General features: G+C 43.7%; 14 protein-coding genes. 12 read left to right on the forward strand and 2 right to left on the reverse strand.

The features are described 5' to 3' along the window. Window positions 1-179: 179 nt before the first annotated feature. From HNR50_RS06180 to HNR50_RS06235, 12 genes are all read left to right on the forward strand, one after another. Window positions 180-1,268 carry an amino acid ABC transporter substrate-binding protein gene (locus HNR50_RS06180; RefSeq protein WP_221439819.1) on the forward strand — a complete coding sequence of 363 codons (1,089 nt, stop codon included), beginning with the start codon at window positions 180-182 and terminating at the stop codon, window positions 1,266-1,268. Window positions 1,269-1,588: 320 nt separating this feature from the next. Then, window positions 1,589-2,773 (forward strand): amino acid ABC transporter permease, encoded by a 1,185-nt coding sequence (locus HNR50_RS06185; protein ID WP_246433901.1) that lies wholly within the window; start codon window positions 1,589-1,591, stop codon window positions 2,771-2,773. Continuing rightward, window positions 2,760-3,806 (forward strand): amino acid ABC transporter permease, encoded by a 1,047-nt coding sequence (locus tag HNR50_RS06190; protein WP_246433902.1) that lies wholly within the window; start codon window positions 2,760-2,762, stop codon window positions 3,804-3,806. The genes HNR50_RS06185 and HNR50_RS06190 overlap by 14 nt, the downstream gene beginning before the upstream one ends. Then, window positions 3,803-4,594, forward strand: a complete 792-nt coding sequence (locus HNR50_RS06195; protein WP_184744968.1) for an amino acid ABC transporter ATP-binding protein — start codon at window positions 3,803-3,805, stop codon at window positions 4,592-4,594. The genes HNR50_RS06190 and HNR50_RS06195 overlap by 4 nt, the downstream gene beginning before the upstream one ends. A gap of 141 nt (window positions 4,595-4,735) precedes the next feature. Continuing rightward, complete coding sequence (locus HNR50_RS06200) at window positions 4,736-6,778, forward strand: adenylate/guanylate cyclase domain-containing protein (RefSeq protein ID WP_184744970.1); 2,043 nt, start codon at window positions 4,736-4,738, stop codon at window positions 6,776-6,778. Between the two features lie 96 nt (window positions 6,779-6,874). Further along, window positions 6,875-7,519 (forward strand): CPBP family intramembrane glutamic endopeptidase, encoded by a 645-nt coding sequence (locus HNR50_RS06205; protein WP_184744972.1) that lies wholly within the window; start codon window positions 6,875-6,877, stop codon window positions 7,517-7,519. Window positions 7,520-7,523: 4 nt separating this feature from the next. After that, window positions 7,524-8,387, forward strand: a complete 864-nt coding sequence (locus tag HNR50_RS06210; RefSeq protein ID WP_184744974.1) for a CHASE2 domain-containing protein — start codon at window positions 7,524-7,526, stop codon at window positions 8,385-8,387. A gap of 301 nt (window positions 8,388-8,688) precedes the next feature. Then, window positions 8,689-9,336: a helix-turn-helix transcriptional regulator gene (locus tag HNR50_RS06215; RefSeq protein WP_184744976.1), complete on the forward strand. Its 648-nt coding sequence runs from the start codon at window positions 8,689-8,691 to the stop codon at window positions 9,334-9,336. Between the two features lie 107 nt (window positions 9,337-9,443). Continuing rightward, window positions 9,444-9,665 carry a hypothetical protein gene (locus tag HNR50_RS06220; protein ID WP_184744978.1) on the forward strand — a complete coding sequence of 74 codons (222 nt, stop codon included), beginning with the start codon at window positions 9,444-9,446 and terminating at the stop codon, window positions 9,663-9,665. A 76-nt stretch (window positions 9,666-9,741) separates the two neighbouring features. Further along, complete coding sequence (locus tag HNR50_RS06225) at window positions 9,742-10,932, forward strand: retroviral-like aspartic protease family protein (protein WP_184744980.1); 1,191 nt, start codon at window positions 9,742-9,744, stop codon at window positions 10,930-10,932. Between the two features lie 8 nt (window positions 10,933-10,940). Then, window positions 10,941-13,085, forward strand: a complete 2,145-nt coding sequence (locus HNR50_RS06230; RefSeq protein WP_184744982.1) for a peptidase domain-containing ABC transporter — start codon at window positions 10,941-10,943, stop codon at window positions 13,083-13,085. 7 nt (window positions 13,086-13,092) lie between these two features. Continuing rightward, window positions 13,093-14,235 (forward strand): HlyD family secretion protein, encoded by a 1,143-nt coding sequence (locus tag HNR50_RS06235; protein WP_184744983.1) that lies wholly within the window; start codon window positions 13,093-13,095, stop codon window positions 14,233-14,235. Between the two features lies 1 nt (window position 14,236). On the opposite strand, the gene HNR50_RS06240 is transcribed toward HNR50_RS06235, so the two are convergent. Both HNR50_RS06240 and HNR50_RS06245 read right to left on the reverse strand, forming a co-directional pair. Continuing rightward, a complete protein-coding gene (locus HNR50_RS06240; protein ID WP_184744985.1) occupies window positions 14,237-17,398 on the reverse strand; it encodes a tetratricopeptide repeat-containing diguanylate cyclase in 3,162 nt (1,053 codons plus the stop codon). Further along, window positions 17,386-18,780 carry a glycoside hydrolase family 32 protein gene (locus tag HNR50_RS06245; protein ID WP_184744987.1) on the reverse strand — a complete coding sequence of 465 codons (1,395 nt, stop codon included), beginning with the start codon at window positions 18,778-18,780 and terminating at the stop codon, window positions 17,386-17,388. The genes HNR50_RS06240 and HNR50_RS06245 overlap by 13 nt, the downstream gene beginning before the upstream one ends. Between the last annotated feature and the right edge of the window lie 2 nt (window positions 18,781-18,782).

An 18,782-nucleotide genomic window follows, 5' to 3' on the forward strand; every position in this document is an offset into this window, starting at 1 on the left:
ATTCTGTCAAAGCCGGAGTCTATCAAGGTTCGAAAATGTATGAAACTAATATTGTAGATACAAAAATGTAGGAATATTGTTTGGTTGTTCTTCTCTGAGAGGGCTTAAAGACCATAACTGAAGTTGGCACGGTCATTGCATTATCTCCAATGTGTAAAATAAATAAATGGAGAGAATGTATGTTGCGAATGAAAATGAAGACTACAATTGTTAAAATGCCGCTGCTGGCGGCCATGCTTATGATCCTTGCGATATCGTGCGGCTCGCAGGCAACAGAAACGACAGAAACGGCGACAAAAGAAAAAGAAGTAGAGAAAAGCACTCTCGAGCTTGTTAAAGAGAGAGGAAAAGTCATCGTCGGCGTTACAGCTGGTGTACCCGGTTATTCCGCTCCTGACAGCGAAGGTGTCTGGCAGGGATTCGACGTAGACCTGGGAAGAGCCGTTGCGGCTGCCGTCCTCGGAGACGCCGATGCCATCGAGTGCCGTCCCTTAAGTGCGAAAGAGCGTTTTACGGCTCTTCAGTCCGGTGAGATTGATGTTCTCAGCCGTGTAACGACATGGACAGCTACAAGAGACAGCGGACTGGGGCTTAACTTCGCCGGCGTAAACTATTATGACGGTCAGGGATTCATGGTTGCCAAGGATTCGGGAATCAAATCTCTTGCCGATCTCGACGGTGCGACAATCGCCGTTCAGGCAGGTACAACGACGGAGCTCAATCTCTCCGACTATTTCCGGAAAATGGGTATGGAGTTCGAGCTGATCACTTTTGAAAAGAACGATCAGGCAGCAGCGGCTCTCGAAGCGGGACGTGCCGACGCCGTAACAAGCGACCAGTCACAGCTCTACGCTCTCAGAACCAAGTTCAACGCGCCAGACAGCTTTGTCATGCTTCCCGAAGTTATTTCCAAAGAACCCCTTGGACCTGTTGTAAGACAGGGGGATGATCAGTGGTTCAATATCGTTAAATGGTCTTTTATGGTTATGCTCAATGCCGAAGAATACGGCGTCACCATGGACAACGTCGATGAGATGAAAACGTCCAGCACCAATCCCAATGTGAAAAGGATGCTAGGTGTGGAAGGTGAAGTCGCCGGCGGATTCGGTCTCGACAACGACTGGGGTTACAACATCATCAAACAGGTGGGTAACTACGGCGAGAGTTTCGACAGAAACCTCGGTATGGGATCTCCGCTCAAGATCAGCAGAGGGTATAACGCTCTTTGGACTGACGGCGGTCTCCAGTACGGTATGCCCATCAGGTGATCTTTGGCTCCGCTGCGAAACCGAATCTTCACCTGAGGCATTGGTTGTGAAAGGGTTGAAATAAAATCCTTCAGCTGATCCAGGTTTCATGCTGCTTTGCGGGGGCGTCTGATCCGGAGTTGATACCGGGGGACGTTTTAGAGGGTCTTTGTACAAAGATCAATTCCCGCAAAGTTGTGTATAGCCGGCTGGTCCGGCGTTAATATTACTTCTTAAGTTTTTCAATAATACCATGTGCTGTCCGGCGGAATGTTATTCCGCCGGGCGCATTTTTTAAAGCGGGATGCCCCTGCGGTATGGGAATGGAGGCGGGCATTCAAATGAGAGTTATGAAAAAGATTAATGTGAAAAATGTTTCCATTCAGGGAGCGCTTATTGCCGTTCTTCTGGTGGTTTGTTTATTTTCCGCGGTTAATTACGTTGATAATATAACCAGACGGAACATCGGGATCGGGTTCGGTTTTCTCGATGATACGGCGGGGTTTTCCATAAGCCAGACTCTGATCGAATATGATGAGAGCGATACTTTCGGACGGACTTTTGCCGTGGGGCTGCTCAATACGCTGGTCGCCTCTTTTGTCAGCATCGTGCTGGCGACCCTTCTGGGTTTCCTGGTCGGGTTATTAAGAATGTCAAAAAACAAGCTCGTGAGTCAGTCGGCTCTGGTTTATGTCGAGCTTTTGCGGAATATTCCGCCTTTGCTGCACGTCCTGTTCTGGTATCAGGTCGTGTTTCTCAACATACTGCCGCCTTTTAAGGAATCCTTTATCCTGGGAGACTGGCTGTATATCAATGTCAGGGGAATTACCGTTCCGGAGCTCGCGGCCCGTCAGACGGCTTCGTCTTTCAATATCCTGCTGTTCATTTCCCTGGTGGCTATTATCTTTCTCAGCATTGCGAAGAAGAAACAGGTCGTCAGGGGAATCCACAAAGCCATGTGGCCCTGGCAGCTGGGGGCTCTGGTTCTGCCGGTCGCTTTCGCCCTGCTATTCAAACCCTATGACATTATCCTTCCGGAACTGAGCCGCTTTAAATTTTCAAGCGGCATGACTATCAGGCCGGAACTGTTTTCCATAGTCGTGGCTCTGAGCACCTATACTTCGACTTATATTTCAGAGATTGTGCGGAGTTCCATCATTGCCGTTCCCAAGGGTCAGATGGAAGCGGCGAAAAGTCTGGGATTCTCGCCCTGGAAGCGGCTGCGGCTCATCATTATTCCCCAGGCTCTCAGAACGATGATACCCCCGGTCACAAACCAGTATCTGAACATCATTAAAAACACCTCGTTGGGAATGGCCGTGGCCTATCCCGATCTTACGGCGGTATTTGCCGGCACGACTTTGAATCAGACGGGGCGGGCGCTGGAAGTCATGGTCATGGTCATGCTCACCTATCTGTCCATCAGCCTTTTCACATCTGTGGTTATGAACTGGTACAACAAATCCATCATTGATAAAAAGGGCGAAATGCTCAGCATCGAGGAGATACCCCTTGAAATTGAATAAAATCAGAAAAGACTATTTCAATACACCCTTAAACGCCCTTATGACTCTGGTCATGATTTACCTCATAGCCCGATTCGCCTGGTGGTTTCTCAACTGGGCGATACTCGACGCCGTCTGGATCGCCGATACGAAAGATCAGGCACTCGAATCGGGACGGGGCGGAGCGACATGGGCGTTTATTATAAATAAATTGCGGTTTTTTATCTTCGGGTTTTATCCCAAAGACGAGATCTGGCGGATTTATGTAACATTTTTTACCATCGTCCTGTCATTCATTCCCTATTTCATCAAGGGGATAAGGCACAAGGTTATTATTTTCCTGGCCCATATGGTCATCTGGCCTGTGCTGATCTTTGCTTTCATGGGGCAAGTTTCCACCAATGACTGGGGAGGATTGTCTCTGACATTTATCCTTTCTCTTCTGGGATTGCTCTATTCTTTTCCCATAGGGATGCTGCTCGCTTTGGGGAGGAGAAGTACCTGGCCCATTATCCGGGGGCTTTCCGTTGCTTACATAGAGTTTTTCAGAGGCATACCTCTGATCACCATACTCTTCATGTCTTCGGTTGTCGTTCCTTTCTTTCTCCCTTCACAGGTCGCCGTTGATAAAATCGTCAGAGTCGTTATCGGCATGACTTTTTTCCAGAGCGCCTATCTGGCCGAGGTCATCAGGGGCGGGCTTCAGGCCATTCCCAAAGGACAGTATGAAGCGTCCGATGCTCTGGGATTCCGGTTCGGCCTGCAGACTTATCTGGTTATTATGCCGCAGGTTCTGAAAGTCACCATTTCCAACATCGGCGGTATCTCGATTTCTTTTATCAAGGATACCACTCTTGTCCTCATAATCGGAATGTTTGATCTTCTGGGAATCGTCAATCCGCTGGCGAGCGACAGCAACTGGCTGGGTATGGAACCGGAAGGATTGATTTTTGCCGGTATAGTGTACTGGATCATATGTTTTGCCATATCCAGGCTGACATCCAAAGCTGAAACGAAAATGAATGAATTACCTGATGTAGGAGTAATCAAATGACTGAAGTTATTGAAAAAAACAGAGAGGATGAAGCTTTAAACAGTACATCCGAATATATTATATCCATTGATAATCTGAATAAATGGTTCGGGGATTTTCATGTTCTTAAAGACGTGAACCTCACAGTTGCCAAAGGGGAAAGGATCGTTATCTGCGGTCCGTCGGGTTCCGGTAAATCGACTCTGATCCGCTGTATCAACCGCCTGGAGAAGCACCAGAAGGGAACCATTAATGTCATGGGGAACGAGCTTACTGAAAATACGAAAGATGTTTCTGCCATCCGCCAGGAAGTGGGAATGGTTTTTCAGAGTTTCAATCTCTTTCCCCATCTGAGTATTCTGCAGAACCTCACTCTGGCTCCTATCTGGATCAGAAAAATGTCCCAGAAAGAAGCGGAAAAAATCGCCTGGCAGTACCTGAAAAGAGTTAACATAGCCGAGCATGCCCTGAAGTTTCCCTCCCAGTTGTCGGGGGGACAGCAGCAGAGAGCGGCTATCGCCAGAAGCCTCTGCATGCAGCCGAAGATTATGCTCTTTGACGAGCCAACATCGGCCCTCGACCCTGAAATGGTAAACGAGGTACTCGATGTCATGGTCAAACTGGCTGAAGAGGGAATGACCATGATCTGCGTTACCCATGAGATGGGTTTTGCCCGCCGGGTGGCCGACCACGTCATATTTATGGATGAAGGACGCATCGTCGAGCGTCAGGTTCCCGGGAAGTTCTTTTCCAATCCCGAAAATGAGCGAACCAAGGAGTTTCTGAAGCAGATACACGCCATCTCATAGATTGCATTTTCAGATTCCGGATCCCGTTGTCCATTCCGGGGCGGGATTCCTGCTCTCGGAATCCTCCATTCACAAAGCGGGATTCGGGATCTTTTCTTTCTTAACTTGGCCGGTTCCCCTTTTCTATCCTATAATCTAGATATGCAACATTTGCGCAAACATATATTATGTTTCATTTTAATTCTTCTCCCTTTTTTTCATGTCTTTGGAGAGGATGGAATCATCGATCTGAGACAGGTCGATTTTAACAGTGAAATAGTCAATCTTGAAGGGAATTGGGAGTTTTACTGGGAAAAGATTCTCTATCCCGGCGAAAGCTTTCCCGATGTTCCGGCCTATTTTCCCGTACCGGCCGAATGGAGCTGCTGTGACGATTATGATTCGAGAGGTTACGGCACCTATCGGGTTATACTGCTCCTTCCCCCCAATGACGGCAGGGTGGCGCTTTACGTTCCCCAGTCATTCAACCAGTACCGTATATTCGTAAACGGACGACTATGGGGTGAGAACGGCGATGTTTCCGCAGAATATCATGTTAACAAAAACAGAAAAGGCCCTTATGTCCATATGCTCCCCGAGGCTCAGCGAATTGAAATTATCTATCAGATTTCGAATTTTGATGATCTCAACGGAGGCATTCTGGATCTTCCCCAGGTCGGCCGGTTCGACAGGCTCCGGCAGGAGAGAGATAAAGCTGTCATTTTTGAATCGTTCCTTTTCGGTGTTCTGCTGATAACCGGAATGCTGTATTTGAGTTTTTATATTAATAAGAGGGATGATCAGTCGTCACTCTATTTCGGGCTTTTCTCCATGGTTCTGGCCTTCCGGACCATTCTGTACGGAGAACACATTCTCCTTCAGATTTTCCCGGGCATGACGGTTGAAACGGAAGCGGCACTCGGCCATATGACGTTTTATCTGGCGGTTCCTCTCTTTCTGCGCTTCATCGTAATGGCTTTTCCCATGACCTATCTGCGCAAATTCAGAATTCCTGTCAATATCATCAGCGGATTATATATAGCGCTGGCCATTTTCACCCGGCACTTTTTCTTTGTGAGATTCCTGGTCGGCTATCAGGTTATGACTCTTCTGGTCGGTCTGGGCATTCTCATATGTCTGATTAGAAATGTATTCAGGAAAAACAGAACGGCTTTTGTTACTCTGCTCGGTTTTTTCGCGCTGCTCTTAGCAGCTGTCAATGATATTCTCCACAGTCAGGAAATCATTCATACTTTTCATATGACTCCCATAGGGGTCACCTTTTTTATCATGAGCCAGGCCTCTCTTCTCAGCTGGAATATCGGTAAGGCGTTCAGGCAGTCGGAAGAGCTGGCCACGGAACTGACAACGGCCAATAACTCCTTCCGCCGTTTCGTCCCCGAGGAATTTCTTAAATATCTCCATAAAGAAAAGATCGCCGATATTGAGTTGGGCGATCATGTTCAGCTGGAGATGTCCGTCCTGTTTTGCGATATCCGGGATTTTACTTCCATGTCGGAAAATATGACTCCCCATGAAAATTTTCTCTTCCTCAATTCTTTTCTGGAGAGAATCGGTCCGGTGATCCGGAGAAACCACGGCTTTGTAGATAAATATCTGGGCGACGGGATAATGGCTCTTTTCCCCGGAGAGGCGGATTGCGCTGTCAGAGCCGCTTTGGACATCCAGGATGCCCTGAAGCTCTATAATAAGCACAGAGGGCAGAGCGGTTACGAACCGATCCACATCGGCGTGGGGCTCAATACCGGTTCGCTGATGATGGGAACCATAGGGGAGAACGAGCGGATGGACAGTACGGTCATTTCCGATGCGGTCAATGTCTGCTCAAGAATTGAATCGATTACCAAGGAATACGGTTTGAATATCGCCATGAGCGAAAAGACCTTTTTGTCTATGAAAGAGAGAGATTCGCTTCATGTCAGAAAAATCGGACGCATTTCTCTAAAGGGCAAAAAGGAGCCGCAGGCCGTTTATGAGTTGTACAATTGCGATTTGCCGGAAGTCGTTGAGAAAAAAGACCGGCTGAAGAAGGACTTCGAAATGGCTGTCATTTTATATGAAGAAAAAAAATACTGGGAATCGCTGAGGATTTTCTCGACGATCCTCGAGGATATGCCCGAAGATGATACGAGCCGCCGGTACAGGACCTATATCGATCAGGCTCTGCTCAAGGCGGGAGAATAAAAAGAAGTCTGAAATTAGACATTGCAATAATGTATAAAGGAGCTTATAGTATTTCAGTTGTTTAAAAATGAATAAATAAGTGAGCTGTTATCATAAATGACTGAAGTTAAAGCCGGGGCCTATGATAGCGCCCATCTGAAAAAGATATTGGGACTCTTTGTTCTGTTGAGCTTCCTTGCAGGAGTTGTCGCCGGGATTGCCGATGACTCATCTATCATTTATTTTCTGCCTGATCTTCCTTATTATGGATTTTTCATTTTATATATAGTCAAAGCTATGGGGAGGGAGGCTTTCCTTGAGAATCCGGCGCTGTCTCTCCATAGAAAAGATATACCCGGCTCTATCTGGTATGTAATCGTCAATCTAATCTTTGCTTTTATCTATATAAGCATCGTTCCCATCCCCGAAGCTCCCTTTTGGAGCATTATCTCTGAGAGTAAAAACTTAACCCTATTACTTGCTTTTGTTGTTATATGCCTAGCTGCTCCATTTACAGAGGAACTGATATTTCGTGATTTCATCTGGAAAATTTTTAAAGAGAAAAACTATAGCGATAGAAAAATCCTCATCCTGACATCCTTGATTTTTGCTTTGGCTCATCTGGAGCTATACAGGTTGCCTCTCCTTTTTGTTACAGGTCTTTTATTCGGACTTCTCCGCCTGAAAACAAACAGGATTGGTGCATCAATGATGGCACATTTCTTAACGAATCTCATCGCTTTTATGGCAGGAACTATATAGAAATATGAAACGATTTACGATTACAGTCTTTTGTCTCATCCTGATTTTCTCCTGTTCTGATAAGCCAAATTACAGAATGGTTTCTGTGATGAATGATCTCTACCCCATCGAAATCATATATTTCGACAGTCAAACGGAAAGAGAACTTGGACCTTTCCCCATAAAACGAAGCGTTTATGGAGATCTGATCGAAAAAGTGGAGAGCCGCGATCCGGCTCTGGTCATTCTGAAGTTTTTTCTGGACTCCGAATCGGAAGAAGATGAAGCTCTGGCTGAAGTCATTGGCCGGTATGACAATGTTTTTTCTCAAGCTTCGCTTTTATTGGAACCTTTAACAGAACCCTCTGTTGATGTTCTGGATAATATGGCGGTCGGTTCTGATGACACACCAGTTTCCGGACCTGTAGAACTTGTCGCTCCCAATCAAAGTTTATTTGACAGTTTTACCGGTGTAGGTCTTGTCGATTTTACGGGTGATAAAGGGGTATTTGAAGACTTTCCGGTTTATGTGGAATATCAGGGGTGGAAACGGCCCTCTCTGGCGCTCATTTCAGCGGCTTTTTTAATCGATAAGGAGATCCGGATTGATGAGGAATCACTGTGGATCGGAGGAAATGAAATCCCCCTAAGAGATAATCGGTATACCCTTGATCTTTCTGAGCCGGAGACTTTGTATCCAGTTCATTCGATGATAGATGTTTTGAGCGGTAATCCCCGGATTTTAGACTTCAAGGGAAAGGTTATTGTTGTTTTTATCGATAATCCGGCGGTTCGTTCCATAAAATCTGAATACGACAAGCTCCATAACCCCGCCGAGATTGTTGCCGATTCGATCAATACCCTTCTTAAGGATTTGCAGGATGGTTAATAATGTAAGAACGAAAGAGAGAGATCTTTGCATTGTCTCTAATACTATGACTGGTGAATTTTTAACCTGGTTTCTTTGCGAATAGGGGAAATCGGTTTTCAGGAGGGATCGGGACATTTTTTCAGATCTCTCCTTTTAATCTGTTTATCATATTTCAGAGGTGTAATGATGGCAAGGAGAATAAACCATAGTGTCATAATGATTGATGTTCAAGAAATAAGTTGACAAATGCATCATTTTGATGTACAAATTAAGTTCAATATACAACATTTGTAAATTTGACGATAAATGAGACTAAAAATTGAATAATGTATCGATACTAATACTTTCAGAATCCCTTACCGGGCAACTACTTGATGAATATTTTACTGGTAGCAGTGAATATTCTTCAAAACTGATTTCTTTGGATCATTTCCAAGAATTGGAAAAGAATCAGGATTTTTCAAATACCATTCTTCTGGTTGATGCTAGCTCAGCGGGAGTGATCGACTGTCTTGAGAATGAATGTGGTAACAAAGATCTGATTCCTTTATTCCGTTCATCTGCCTTATTCAATGCAGTAAAGAACAGTAATGAAGAACAATTGGCAATCAAATGTGGTTTTAAAGGCATTTTTTATTTTGATGAAGTTATAAAGAATTTTAAGCGAGAGATAGATTATTTGATTGATGGGGGTATTCGTGTTAATAAAAAGCTCCTTTTTGATATTATGCACTCAACCAAGCTCGAAGAAGACAAAACTTATGAAGAAATTCAAAGTGAAATGTTAACAAATAGAGAAAATGAAATTTTAAATGAAGTGAGAAAAGGACTTACTAATAAGGAAATTGCATATCAAATGTTTATTAGTGAAGCCACGGTTAAGCGTCATATGTCAAATATTTTTGAAAAGATAGGGATTCATGATAGGAGAAAGGTAATTAAAGAGTTCATAGGAACAAAGATGTAGGAAGTTGTAGATAAAATGCAACTATGAGGAGTATTCATATCCGGTTTATTCAAAATTAAGCTTCTGTTTGCAGCGTTGCTGTAAATATATATGAAAGGAGTCGAATTATGACAAACTTGACAAACGAAGAACTCATCTCTGTTAATGGAGGTCGGGGACAACATGAGGCTGCGGTCGAAGTCGAAGTAAATATCGGAGTTGCAAAAGCAAAAGTCTCATATAAGTTTACTGGAGATAACAGTAAGAAAAGAGATGAAAAATTTGATGCAAAAAGAGAAGCCAGAAGAGCTGCATTTAGAGCGGGTTTATTGACTGCATTAAGAAGATAATGATTCTCTAAGTGAAAAATTACATATAGCAAAGATCTCTTTGCTATATGTTTTACTAAGAAAGAATAGGTGGATTATGATTCAGCCAAAAGGAAAAAGCATATTGATTATAAGTATTTTGGTATCATTGATTATTAATAGTTGCTCAAGAGCAACAAATAACGAAGAGAAAAATGATGATATAAAAAAACGTCTACTTTCTGGTGGATCTATTTCTACTTCATGCTATCTTGATTTCCCATTAAATACAGGAGAACCTCTTCAAATAAAACTGAATATTAATAACAAAAGTTATCTTTTTCTTTTAGATACGGGATCAGAAATCACAATTATCTCAAAAAATGCAAAATGTTTCACATTAGAACCTGAAAAAACTAACATTTTGACAAAAGGAATCGCAGGTAACAGTCAAAAAAATAGCTTTGCAAAATTGGATCCTATTCAATTGAAGGATGTTGTTATTGAAGATGTATATTGTGCTGTTACCGATTTGTCACATATTGAAATTAATGGGCTTAAATATGATGGGATTTTAGGAGAAAACTTTCTAAGTAATTTTATTTTAACGATTGACTACTCAAGGAAGAAATTTACTTTAACAAATATTCAGAGTGATAATTTAAATAAAGGAGACTTCATTCCATTTGATAAAAATGAATTCATTTCTGGAAATCACTTTTATGCTATAAGCGATAACGGAAAAGATATACCAATTTTTATTGACACTGGGATAGATTTATCTTGCACTCCTGATTCTTTCAATTTAATCAATCATTCTTTTTACAATAACCACTTGGAGCTATTGGGTATTAACAATATTGGAATTCCTTATGAATTAGGAAAAGTCGAAAATTTGACAATCGGGAATGCTCTTGTCAATGATTTAACAGTAGTAAAAACAAATAAAGATCGTTTTCTATTGGGGCGTGACTTCTTAGAACGAAGTAAGGTGGAAATTGATTATATTACAAAACGAATTCGATTTGATAAATTTATGGATCAAAATACATTCACTCAGGTTGTACATTTTTCTGAAATAGTTATTGAAAAAAATAGTCTTGGATTCATTATCAAAGAGATTTGGGATAAATCAAAACTAGTTCAAAAAGGTATTCGAGTTGGAGATCATATCAAAGAAATCAATAATATATCCCTATCTGAATTTCAATCTGTAATTGATTTATATATTACTCTTACAGATTCCAGAATATATAGCATTACATACGAGAGAGAAGAAGAAGTCTCTATAGAAATTAAGAATCTATAGAATCGAAAATGAAATATTTCTTTATAAGACAACATGACATAACCGATTGCGGTGCAGCTTGCATTGCTACGATCTCAAAACAGTTCGGATTAAATTTCCCTATAGCAAAGATACGGAAAATTGCCGGTACAGATAAAGCGGGAACTAACGCTCTTGGATTGATCAAAGCATCGGAAAAGCTAGGTTTCGATGCAAAGGGAGTAAGAGCGGAGCCCGAGGATCTGAATGAAAAACTCCCACTTCCCTGTATTGCCCATGTGATAAAGGACGATTTGCTCCATTATGTGGTGATCCATAAAATAACGAAAAAGAAGATGATCATCGCTGATCCAGCAGAGGGCTTGGTTCACTATAAAAAAGAGGACTTTCTCAAGATTTGGACAGGAGTTCTTATCCTGATGATGCCTTCTGAATCTTTTAAAAAAGGCTCGGAAAAAATAGGATTTTTTGAGAGGTTTCTCTCTCTTCTTTATCCCCATAAGAAACTAATGACTGAGATCATTATTTCCTCTTTTCTTCTCTCTCTAATGGGGATGCTGGGTGCTTTTTTCTTCAAGTACCTCATTGACGAGGTATTTATAAGCGGATTGCTGGACTCTCTACATATCGTTGCCGGCGGAATGATGATATTAACTGTTTTCCGAATTATTCTAGGTGCCTTCAGGCAACATCTACTAGTTTATCTCACACAAAAAATAGATATTTCTTTAGTCTTTTCCTATTATAGACACGTTCTCAAACTGCCTATTTCCTTTTTTGACTCAAGGCGAACAGGTGAAATTCTTTCGCGTTTGAACGATGCTTCAAAAATTCAGGAAGCAGTTTCCGGTGTTACCCTTTCTGTTATTCTGGACAGTACTATGGTGGTAGGAGCCGGAATTATCCTTTACCTCCAGAGCAGCACTCTTTTTCTCATATCCCTGATCCTCGTCCCCTTTTCTGCTGTCATACTTTTTCTCTTTGTCAAGCCTTTTCAGCAGAGACAGAGACAAGTTATGACGGAAGCAGCAGATACAGAGTCACAATTGGTTGAATCCGTTTCCGGAATTGCCACAGTAAAAGCAGTAAATGGAGAGAGACAGGCTGTAGAGGAGACAGAGAAGTTCTTTCTCAAAACAGTTTTCACTTCTTTTCGCATTGCCAAACTGGAAAATATCCAAGGATCCCTACAGGATTTCATAACTGCTGCAGGTGGATTGATGATTCTCTGGATCGGCGGAGTTCTGGTTATAAAAGGGCAAATATCTATTGGACAGCTCATCACCTTCAATGCTCTTCTTGCTTATTTTCACGAACCGATTCAGAATCTCATTGGGCTCCAGCCAGCCCTTCAGGAAGCCTTCGTAGCAGCAGAGAGATTGGGTGAAATACTCGATCTTGAAATAGAATCCCCCGATGAAGACCTTATGAAACCTGAATGCTTTACTGGAGCGATCGATTTTCAGAATGTAACATTCCGTTATGGAACAAGAGAAGAAGTAATCAGTGACTTCTCTTTAAAAATTCATCCAGGTGAGAAAATTGCGGTAGTAGGAGAAAGTGGCTCCGGTAAAACGACATTGGTAAAAATGCTTTTTAAGTATTATGTTCCTGAAAAAGGAAAAATTTCTATTGATGGTTTAGACCTTCGGGACCTTGATACGGAAAACCTGAGGAGCAGAATCGGATATGTCCCTCAGGATATTGTCCTTTTCTCCGGTTCCGTCCGGGACAATATCGCCTATGGTAACAGGGAGGCTTCTTTCGAGAGCATTGTCCGGGCGGCGGAACTGGCTCAGGCCCACGGGTTTATCAATGAGCTGCCTCTGCGCTACAGAACCAAAGTGGGGGAGCGGGGCGCCACGCTCTCAGGTGGTCAGCGGCAGCGTATAGCCCTCGCCAGAGCGATACTGAATAATCCGCAGATCCTCATTCTGGATGAAGCGACGAGCAGTCTCGACAGTATTTCCGAAAGGGCCATCCACAACACCATTGATGAGTTGAGCCGTGATATAACGACGATAATCATAGCCCACAGACTATCGACAGTGGTCAAATGCGATAAAATCGTTGTTATGGAAAAAGGTGAAATCCGAGAATGGGGGACCCATCAGGAGCTTATTGATAAAGGGGAGCGGTACGGTCAGCTCTGGCAGAGCCAATGTCTGGTCTAGGTAGTTCATGAAAAATACAATTCTGAATATTGATGATATGGGAGAAAGCCGGATCATGCTGGAGCGAAAACCTCCGCGGCTCATAAGTCTTTTCGTTTATTTCCTCCTTCTGATGCTATTGACAGCTTTCCTATACTCCTGGTTCAGCAAAATCGAGATTGTTGTAAAAACACATGGTACTATCAGGCCTTTTGAAACCGTCAGCCGGGTCAGAAGCGTACGGGACGGTAAGATCAAGACTATCCGGTATAAACCAGGACAGTACATCAAACAGGGCGAACCGCTTATCGAAATCGATTGCGACTACCAGGTTCAGGAACTGGAACGGATTCAGGGCCGGATTGATGAACTGGAAGTAAAGTCGATGCATTTGCAGAATCTGAGAAAAAGTTATGAAGAGGACAGAAATGCCTTTTCCCGAACCGGTGAAAGGGAGTTTTATGAACGGTTTTTCCTGTACTCCTGTGAGAAGCGGAAGCTTGAACTCAACCGGGATGCCGCACAGGCAAAGTATAACGCCCGGGAAAGCATGGCTCAATTCGTCGCGAAAAGCGAGCTTGAAGAGCTTGAGTATAAGCTCCGCATGGCCGAACTGGAGCTGCAGAGTTTTACCGGAAGTTCCTTTCTGGAAGTTGTCGATGAATATGATTTGATAAAAACGGAACTGAGATCTCTGGTATCACAGGCGGAGCAACTTGAAAAAGAGATATCTCTTTCGACCATTTTCGCGCCTATTTCCGGTACGGTAAATAAACTTGCGGAACTGAATGACGGGGACTATCTTTTTTCCGGAATGGATATACTGGATATCGTTCCAGAAACCGGCGGACGGGGAAGAGTGGAAATATCCATCTCCAATCAGGATATTGCGGGGATAAAAACAGGAGATGCCGTTTCTTACAGGCTTCCAGCTCTTCCCAAAGAGAAGTATGGAGTTTTAAAGGGGAATATTACATCAATTCCAGCAGATATGCAGAAAACCGCCGAAGGCCTGTTTCTTGTTGAAGGGAGTTTCGATAATTTGAAAGAATTTCCGGAATTGAAGAGCGGCATGTTTGTTGATGTGAGGATAACCGTTCGAAAGAGACGAATTCTCTTTCATCTTCTCGATAAATCGGGCTTGATGAATAACTGGATGATCAATCGCTAACCTATTTTCCATTCAATCTCTTATACCCGTTCTTGCCCGCTTTTTTCACATCATACATAAGCGCGTCGACCCGGGCCATGAAAGAATCGAAAGGCTGATCCTCCAGGCACCTGTATTCCCCTATGCCGATTGAACAGGAGAGAAATTTCTCCTCGGGAATCGCTTTTATCGAAAGCGTTCTGTGCAGCTCCTCGAGAAAATCCGTTCGGAATATTTGCAGAAGCCTTATGATAATCTGTTCTGCCTGGGCTTCCGATGTTTCGGGAAGCATTATGACGAACTCGTCTCCTCCGAATCTCGAGATAATATCGGTCAGTCTGAAATGGCTTTTCATCAGATCGGCAAATTTCTGCAGTACTTTGTCCCCCGCCTGGTGGCCGTAGGTATCGTTATAGAACTTGAAATTATCCAGATCGAGATAAATTATGGTCAGACAGGGTTTGTCGGGGTTTTCATGGCGCTGATACCTCTCCAGCTCCAAACCTATTTCATTCCAGAAAGCTTTCCTGTTGTAAAGGCCGGTGAGGGAGTCGGTATGAGCCATCTGGGATAAATCATCCATTGCCTGTATTCTTCTATTCGCCTGGAATAGGCTTTTCAGGGCCATTTCGAAAATAGGAACCAGATCGGAAAAGGAACGGTACTTATCTCCCGGTATTCTCGCGAGAAAGGCCCTGTTCACTTTCCTGTCGTTGAAACCCGGCATTCCGACGATGTAGCTATTTTTCATCTTCAGTTCGGGGAGGATGATAGTGTTTTTCCTTTTCATAAGGATTTCGCCGAGTTTTCTTTTTTCCATGACTTCCAGAAACCAGTCTTCCTTTCCGCCGATTCTGACCCATTCCTCCCCGTCTCTGCGGATAAAAACAGAGTCTGTTATCATAAAGTGATTTTCCAGTATATTGAATGACCGCCGGAAAAGTTCCGTTTTGGTCTCCGACTCGGAAACAAGTGAAAAAAATGAATTGAGGAAATCTATGTTTTTGATTCTTTTATGGAGGCTGTTTATTTCCTGGTTCTTTCTGGTTTTCAGAAGAATCTGTTCCATGTCGATAGAAATCAAAGGAAGAACGGGTTCTTCACTTGTTTCATTGTAGAAAGCGGGGAAATATTCTTTCTGATTTTCGGAAATACTGGTAATCCCTTCCTTCCTCATTTCTGCTTTCTTTTTTTCGCTGTAGATTGAAAGGCGAAGGCAGTATTCGAGTAATGCGGGGAAATAACTGGGGATCATGGAGTTGCTGACGGCATTTCTTCCCAGGCTTAATGCTTTTTCCAGATTTTCTTCCGCTTTTTGAAAATCATTGAAAGCATAGGAACAGACTCCCATGGCCCAATAATACAGGAACACTTCAATGTCTCTTTTCTTTTCCCTTGCACTCCAGGCATTCTGAATCTTGACTTTCAGCTCTTCTCCTTTGAAACGGTTGTTGCTGTAGCTGTTCGTGATAAGCTGAATGGAATAAATTTCCAGAGGAGATTGTAGTGGAATGGTATTTTCTCCGAGCAGCTCCAGCTGCAGCAGAATCCCGTCGAGAATAACACCGGCTTCGTTGAACATTCCTGTTGTAAAATAGGTTCTCGCAATATTAAACAGGCTGAGTGATAATTCGATGTCGTCATTGAGTTCATTTATCAGATTAATGGCGTTTTCGAATTCTCTTATCGCCGATTTGTATTCACCGTACTGGTAGTAGAGAAATCCCCTGCCGTTGAAAAGATTGACAAGTTCTCTCTTATGGTTCAGCTTAACTCTTATTGATTCACTTCTGTCGAGCAGTTCGAGTGCTTTCGCAAATCCCTCTTCACTTCTCTGCCATAAATAATAAAGACTTTCCGTATGATACAAAGCGGCGAGACGGAATTCATTTCCCAATTCTTCAGCCAGTTTGACCGCTCTGTTCTGACAATCGAAAATCGTATCTTTTCTATATAGATAATTGAGTTCATAGGGTGCCGTCAGCCAATAGGCGACAGTATTCTTGTATCCCAGAGCCAGACCCATTTTCTCGATTTTTTCCAGCTCGCTGTCCCACAGGTCGACATTCATAGCCTGTTCCTGCTTGTCGATAAGCAGCTTTATATGAGCCAGATAGAATACGCCTCTTCTGTTTTCATGCATGATTCTGTAATCATCGAGTTCCTCACATGTCTGTCTCGCTTCGACAAAACAGTTCTTCCTGATATAGGAAGCCGCCAGAAAGAGCAGGATCCTGAAAAAAATCAAATCATCGCTTCCGGTTCTCTCCTTGAGCTCATTGAACTCCAGTAACGCCATATCCCAGTTCTGCTTCAGGTAATTGAGATTTGCCTTGAGAAAATCAAATTCCAGAACGGATTTTTCGTCCAGCAAGGCTTTCTCTTCGGAAAACCTGCTCTGGAATAGTTCTATCGCCTCCTCAACGTCATCCAATGCCAGCATTTCCAGAGCGTTGTGAAGGATTCTGACGGTTTCATCCTCATCCTTATGCCATCTCAGCGATGGAGCAGGCGAATCGGAAACGCTTTCTTTGATCCTCCGGAAAGTGAAACCCTTATCCTCAATAAACATCCTGAAATCACTGATTTCCTGAATCCTTTTTTGCGAGGAGAGAAGATAACCCTCTTCGGAGAGAAAGATAATGAGAAGATTGATTTTTCTATTGGTCTCTACCACTTCCTGAAGTAATTTCATGGAGGAGAACTGAAGGTAGGGGAGATGGGAGCATAGAAGGACAACCGGTTCTTTTTCCGTCAGAATTTCAAGGAGATAAGATATCTCCCCGATTATGATGCGGGTTTCATAATTGATTTCCTCCTGAAGGATCAGCTCTTCTCTTTCAATGGCTTCACATTTAAGGAGCGAAAGAAAAAGTTTTCTGTGCAGCTCATACATTTCCGCGCTGGACTTTACTGTCCGGCTGATCAAACCGTTCATTCGCTTTTCACTTTCAACCAGAAGCGAAGTTAAGGGAAAAAAAGCAAAGCTTTCAGGCTGGGATAGATCATAATCAAAAAACTGACTGTATTTTTCTTGTAAGGCTGTTTTTATTGAACGGGTCATGCTTTCCGGATAGAGCGTCCGTATATCGGCGATCCGGATCCCGCCATCCCATTGACCGGTTAATTCTTCAATAAAAGGATATAACCTTTTTTCTTCTTCCTTAACACCTACAGCCCGCATTGATGAAGTTCTCCTTGCAGTTCGCTTCCGTAACAGAATAACGTGATATTAATCGCCTCCGGAGAAGATGGATAGAGTCTTGAAGTCAGGCTGTACCGGTCGTTGAGGTAAATCTCGATGAGCGAACCATCGAGAAAGATTCTCATAGATAGAGTATCGGCTGTTTCCTCCAGCGGAATAAACAGTGGCGATTTGCTGACAGATTCCAGAACGGACGATCGGCTTCTGTCCAGTACGAGGCGGTTCGCACTGCTTTCGAAACGTATTTCCGTGACTTCTCCGCTCTTTTTGTCTTCGCAGATATTCAATCGCAGGGGATTCGCCGCCGGGCTTTCCTTACTATCTCTCTTCAATTTCAGGGAGAGTTCCCATTGCCAGCCCGGTGATGAAAGGGCAAGCGGCTCTCCCCTGGGTGTGAGCTGAGAAAACCGGTGTCCCCTTTGCCGAAGAGATAGGCATTGTTTGTGGGGCTTTATATTCACATATCCCTTCGGGCTTAGTGACAAGCGGCGGGGGAGGGTTTGCGCTCCCGAGTAACCTTTTATAAAATCCGAACCTTTCCGGCTCTCTTCCGGAGCCCAGGCTATCATGTAAATGAAGCCTTCCCGGTCCCGCGCCATCTGCGGTGCATAGAAACCTTCCATGGCGCTGTTATCCAGAATGGACTTGCGCTCCACTTTGAATTGCTCATCTCTGGTAAATATGCCTGTAAGGCAGCGGACTGCTTTATTGGCGGGAGAGTAGAAAAGAATGGCTTTACCCTCTTCCATTATGATATTGGGACACTCCAGAAAAGGGGCTTCGGCTGAATCTTTCAGCAGGATATGGCGATAGGACCAGTTTTCCAGATTTTCTGACCGGTAGAGAAGGATAACCCCTTCCCCGTTGAGGGAGCCTCCCAGAAGCATATACCACCGGTCGAATGCTCTGAAAACAAAGGGATCCCGCCAGTCGATCAATTCTCCCACAGAACCGTGGTCATCGGCCTTGAGTATCGGATTGCGGCGGTCGGTCCGCCATGTTTCAAGTTTCCGGTCTCCCCGCGCCATCCATTGTTCAGCGTAATGGGAAACGGCCTTGTCCCCAAAGGGAATCCTCGTATAGAAAATAAGGGGGTCGCCTTTTTCCGGAACAATGAGGGAACCGGAGAAACAGTGTTCCTCTCCCCCGGCTCTGTCCGGTTTCATGGCAATCGGTCTTTCTTCCCAGTGTATCAGGTCGGTGCTGCGGCAATGGCCCCAATGGATGGATCCCCACCTGTCTCCGAAGGGGTTGTACTGATAAAACATGTGATACCACTTCCCGTCGTCATGTAATCCTATCGGATCATTCATCCAGTTTTTTGCGGGCATATAGTGGTATCGTGGTTTTAAATGTTCCATAA

It is taken from the genome of Spirochaeta isovalerica, assembly GCF_014207565.1.
In the GTDB taxonomy this organism is placed as follows: Bacteria; Spirochaetota; Spirochaetia; order DSM-2461; family DSM-2461; genus Spirochaeta_F; species Spirochaeta_F isovalerica.

What these genes read in the sequence shown, in the direction of transcription:
- HNR50_RS06180 (WP_221439819.1), top strand. Translation starts at nt 180, where the DNA reads ATGTTGCGAATGAAAATGAAGACTACAATTGTTAAAATGCCGCTGCTG.
- HNR50_RS06210 (WP_184744974.1), top strand. Translation starts at nt 7,524, where the DNA reads ATGAAACGATTTACGATTACAGTCTTTTGTCTCATCCTGATTTTCTCC.
- HNR50_RS06230 (WP_184744982.1), top strand. Translation starts at nt 10,941, where the DNA reads ATGAAATATTTCTTTATAAGACAACATGACATAACCGATTGCGGTGCA.
- HNR50_RS06195 (WP_184744968.1), top strand. Translation starts at nt 3,803, where the DNA reads ATGACTGAAGTTATTGAAAAAAACAGAGAGGATGAAGCTTTAAACAGT.
- HNR50_RS06220 (WP_184744978.1), top strand. Translation starts at nt 9,444, where the DNA reads ATGACAAACTTGACAAACGAAGAACTCATCTCTGTTAATGGAGGTCGG.
- HNR50_RS06185 (WP_246433901.1), top strand. Translation starts at nt 1,589, where the DNA reads ATGAGAGTTATGAAAAAGATTAATGTGAAAAATGTTTCCATTCAGGGA.
- HNR50_RS06235 (WP_184744983.1), top strand. Translation starts at nt 13,093, where the DNA reads ATGAAAAATACAATTCTGAATATTGATGATATGGGAGAAAGCCGGATC.
- HNR50_RS06200 (WP_184744970.1), top strand. Translation starts at nt 4,736, where the DNA reads ATGCAACATTTGCGCAAACATATATTATGTTTCATTTTAATTCTTCTC.
- HNR50_RS06225 (WP_184744980.1), top strand. Translation starts at nt 9,742, where the DNA reads ATGATTCAGCCAAAAGGAAAAAGCATATTGATTATAAGTATTTTGGTA.
- HNR50_RS06240 (WP_184744985.1), bottom strand. Translation starts at nt 17,398, where the DNA reads ATGCGGGCTGTAGGTGTTAAGGAAGAAGAAAAAAGGTTATATCCTTTT.
- HNR50_RS06245 (WP_184744987.1), bottom strand. Translation starts at nt 18,780, where the DNA reads ATGGAACATTTAAAACCACGATACCACTATATGCCCGCAAAAAACTGG.
- HNR50_RS06205 (WP_184744972.1), top strand. Translation starts at nt 6,875, where the DNA reads ATGACTGAAGTTAAAGCCGGGGCCTATGATAGCGCCCATCTGAAAAAG.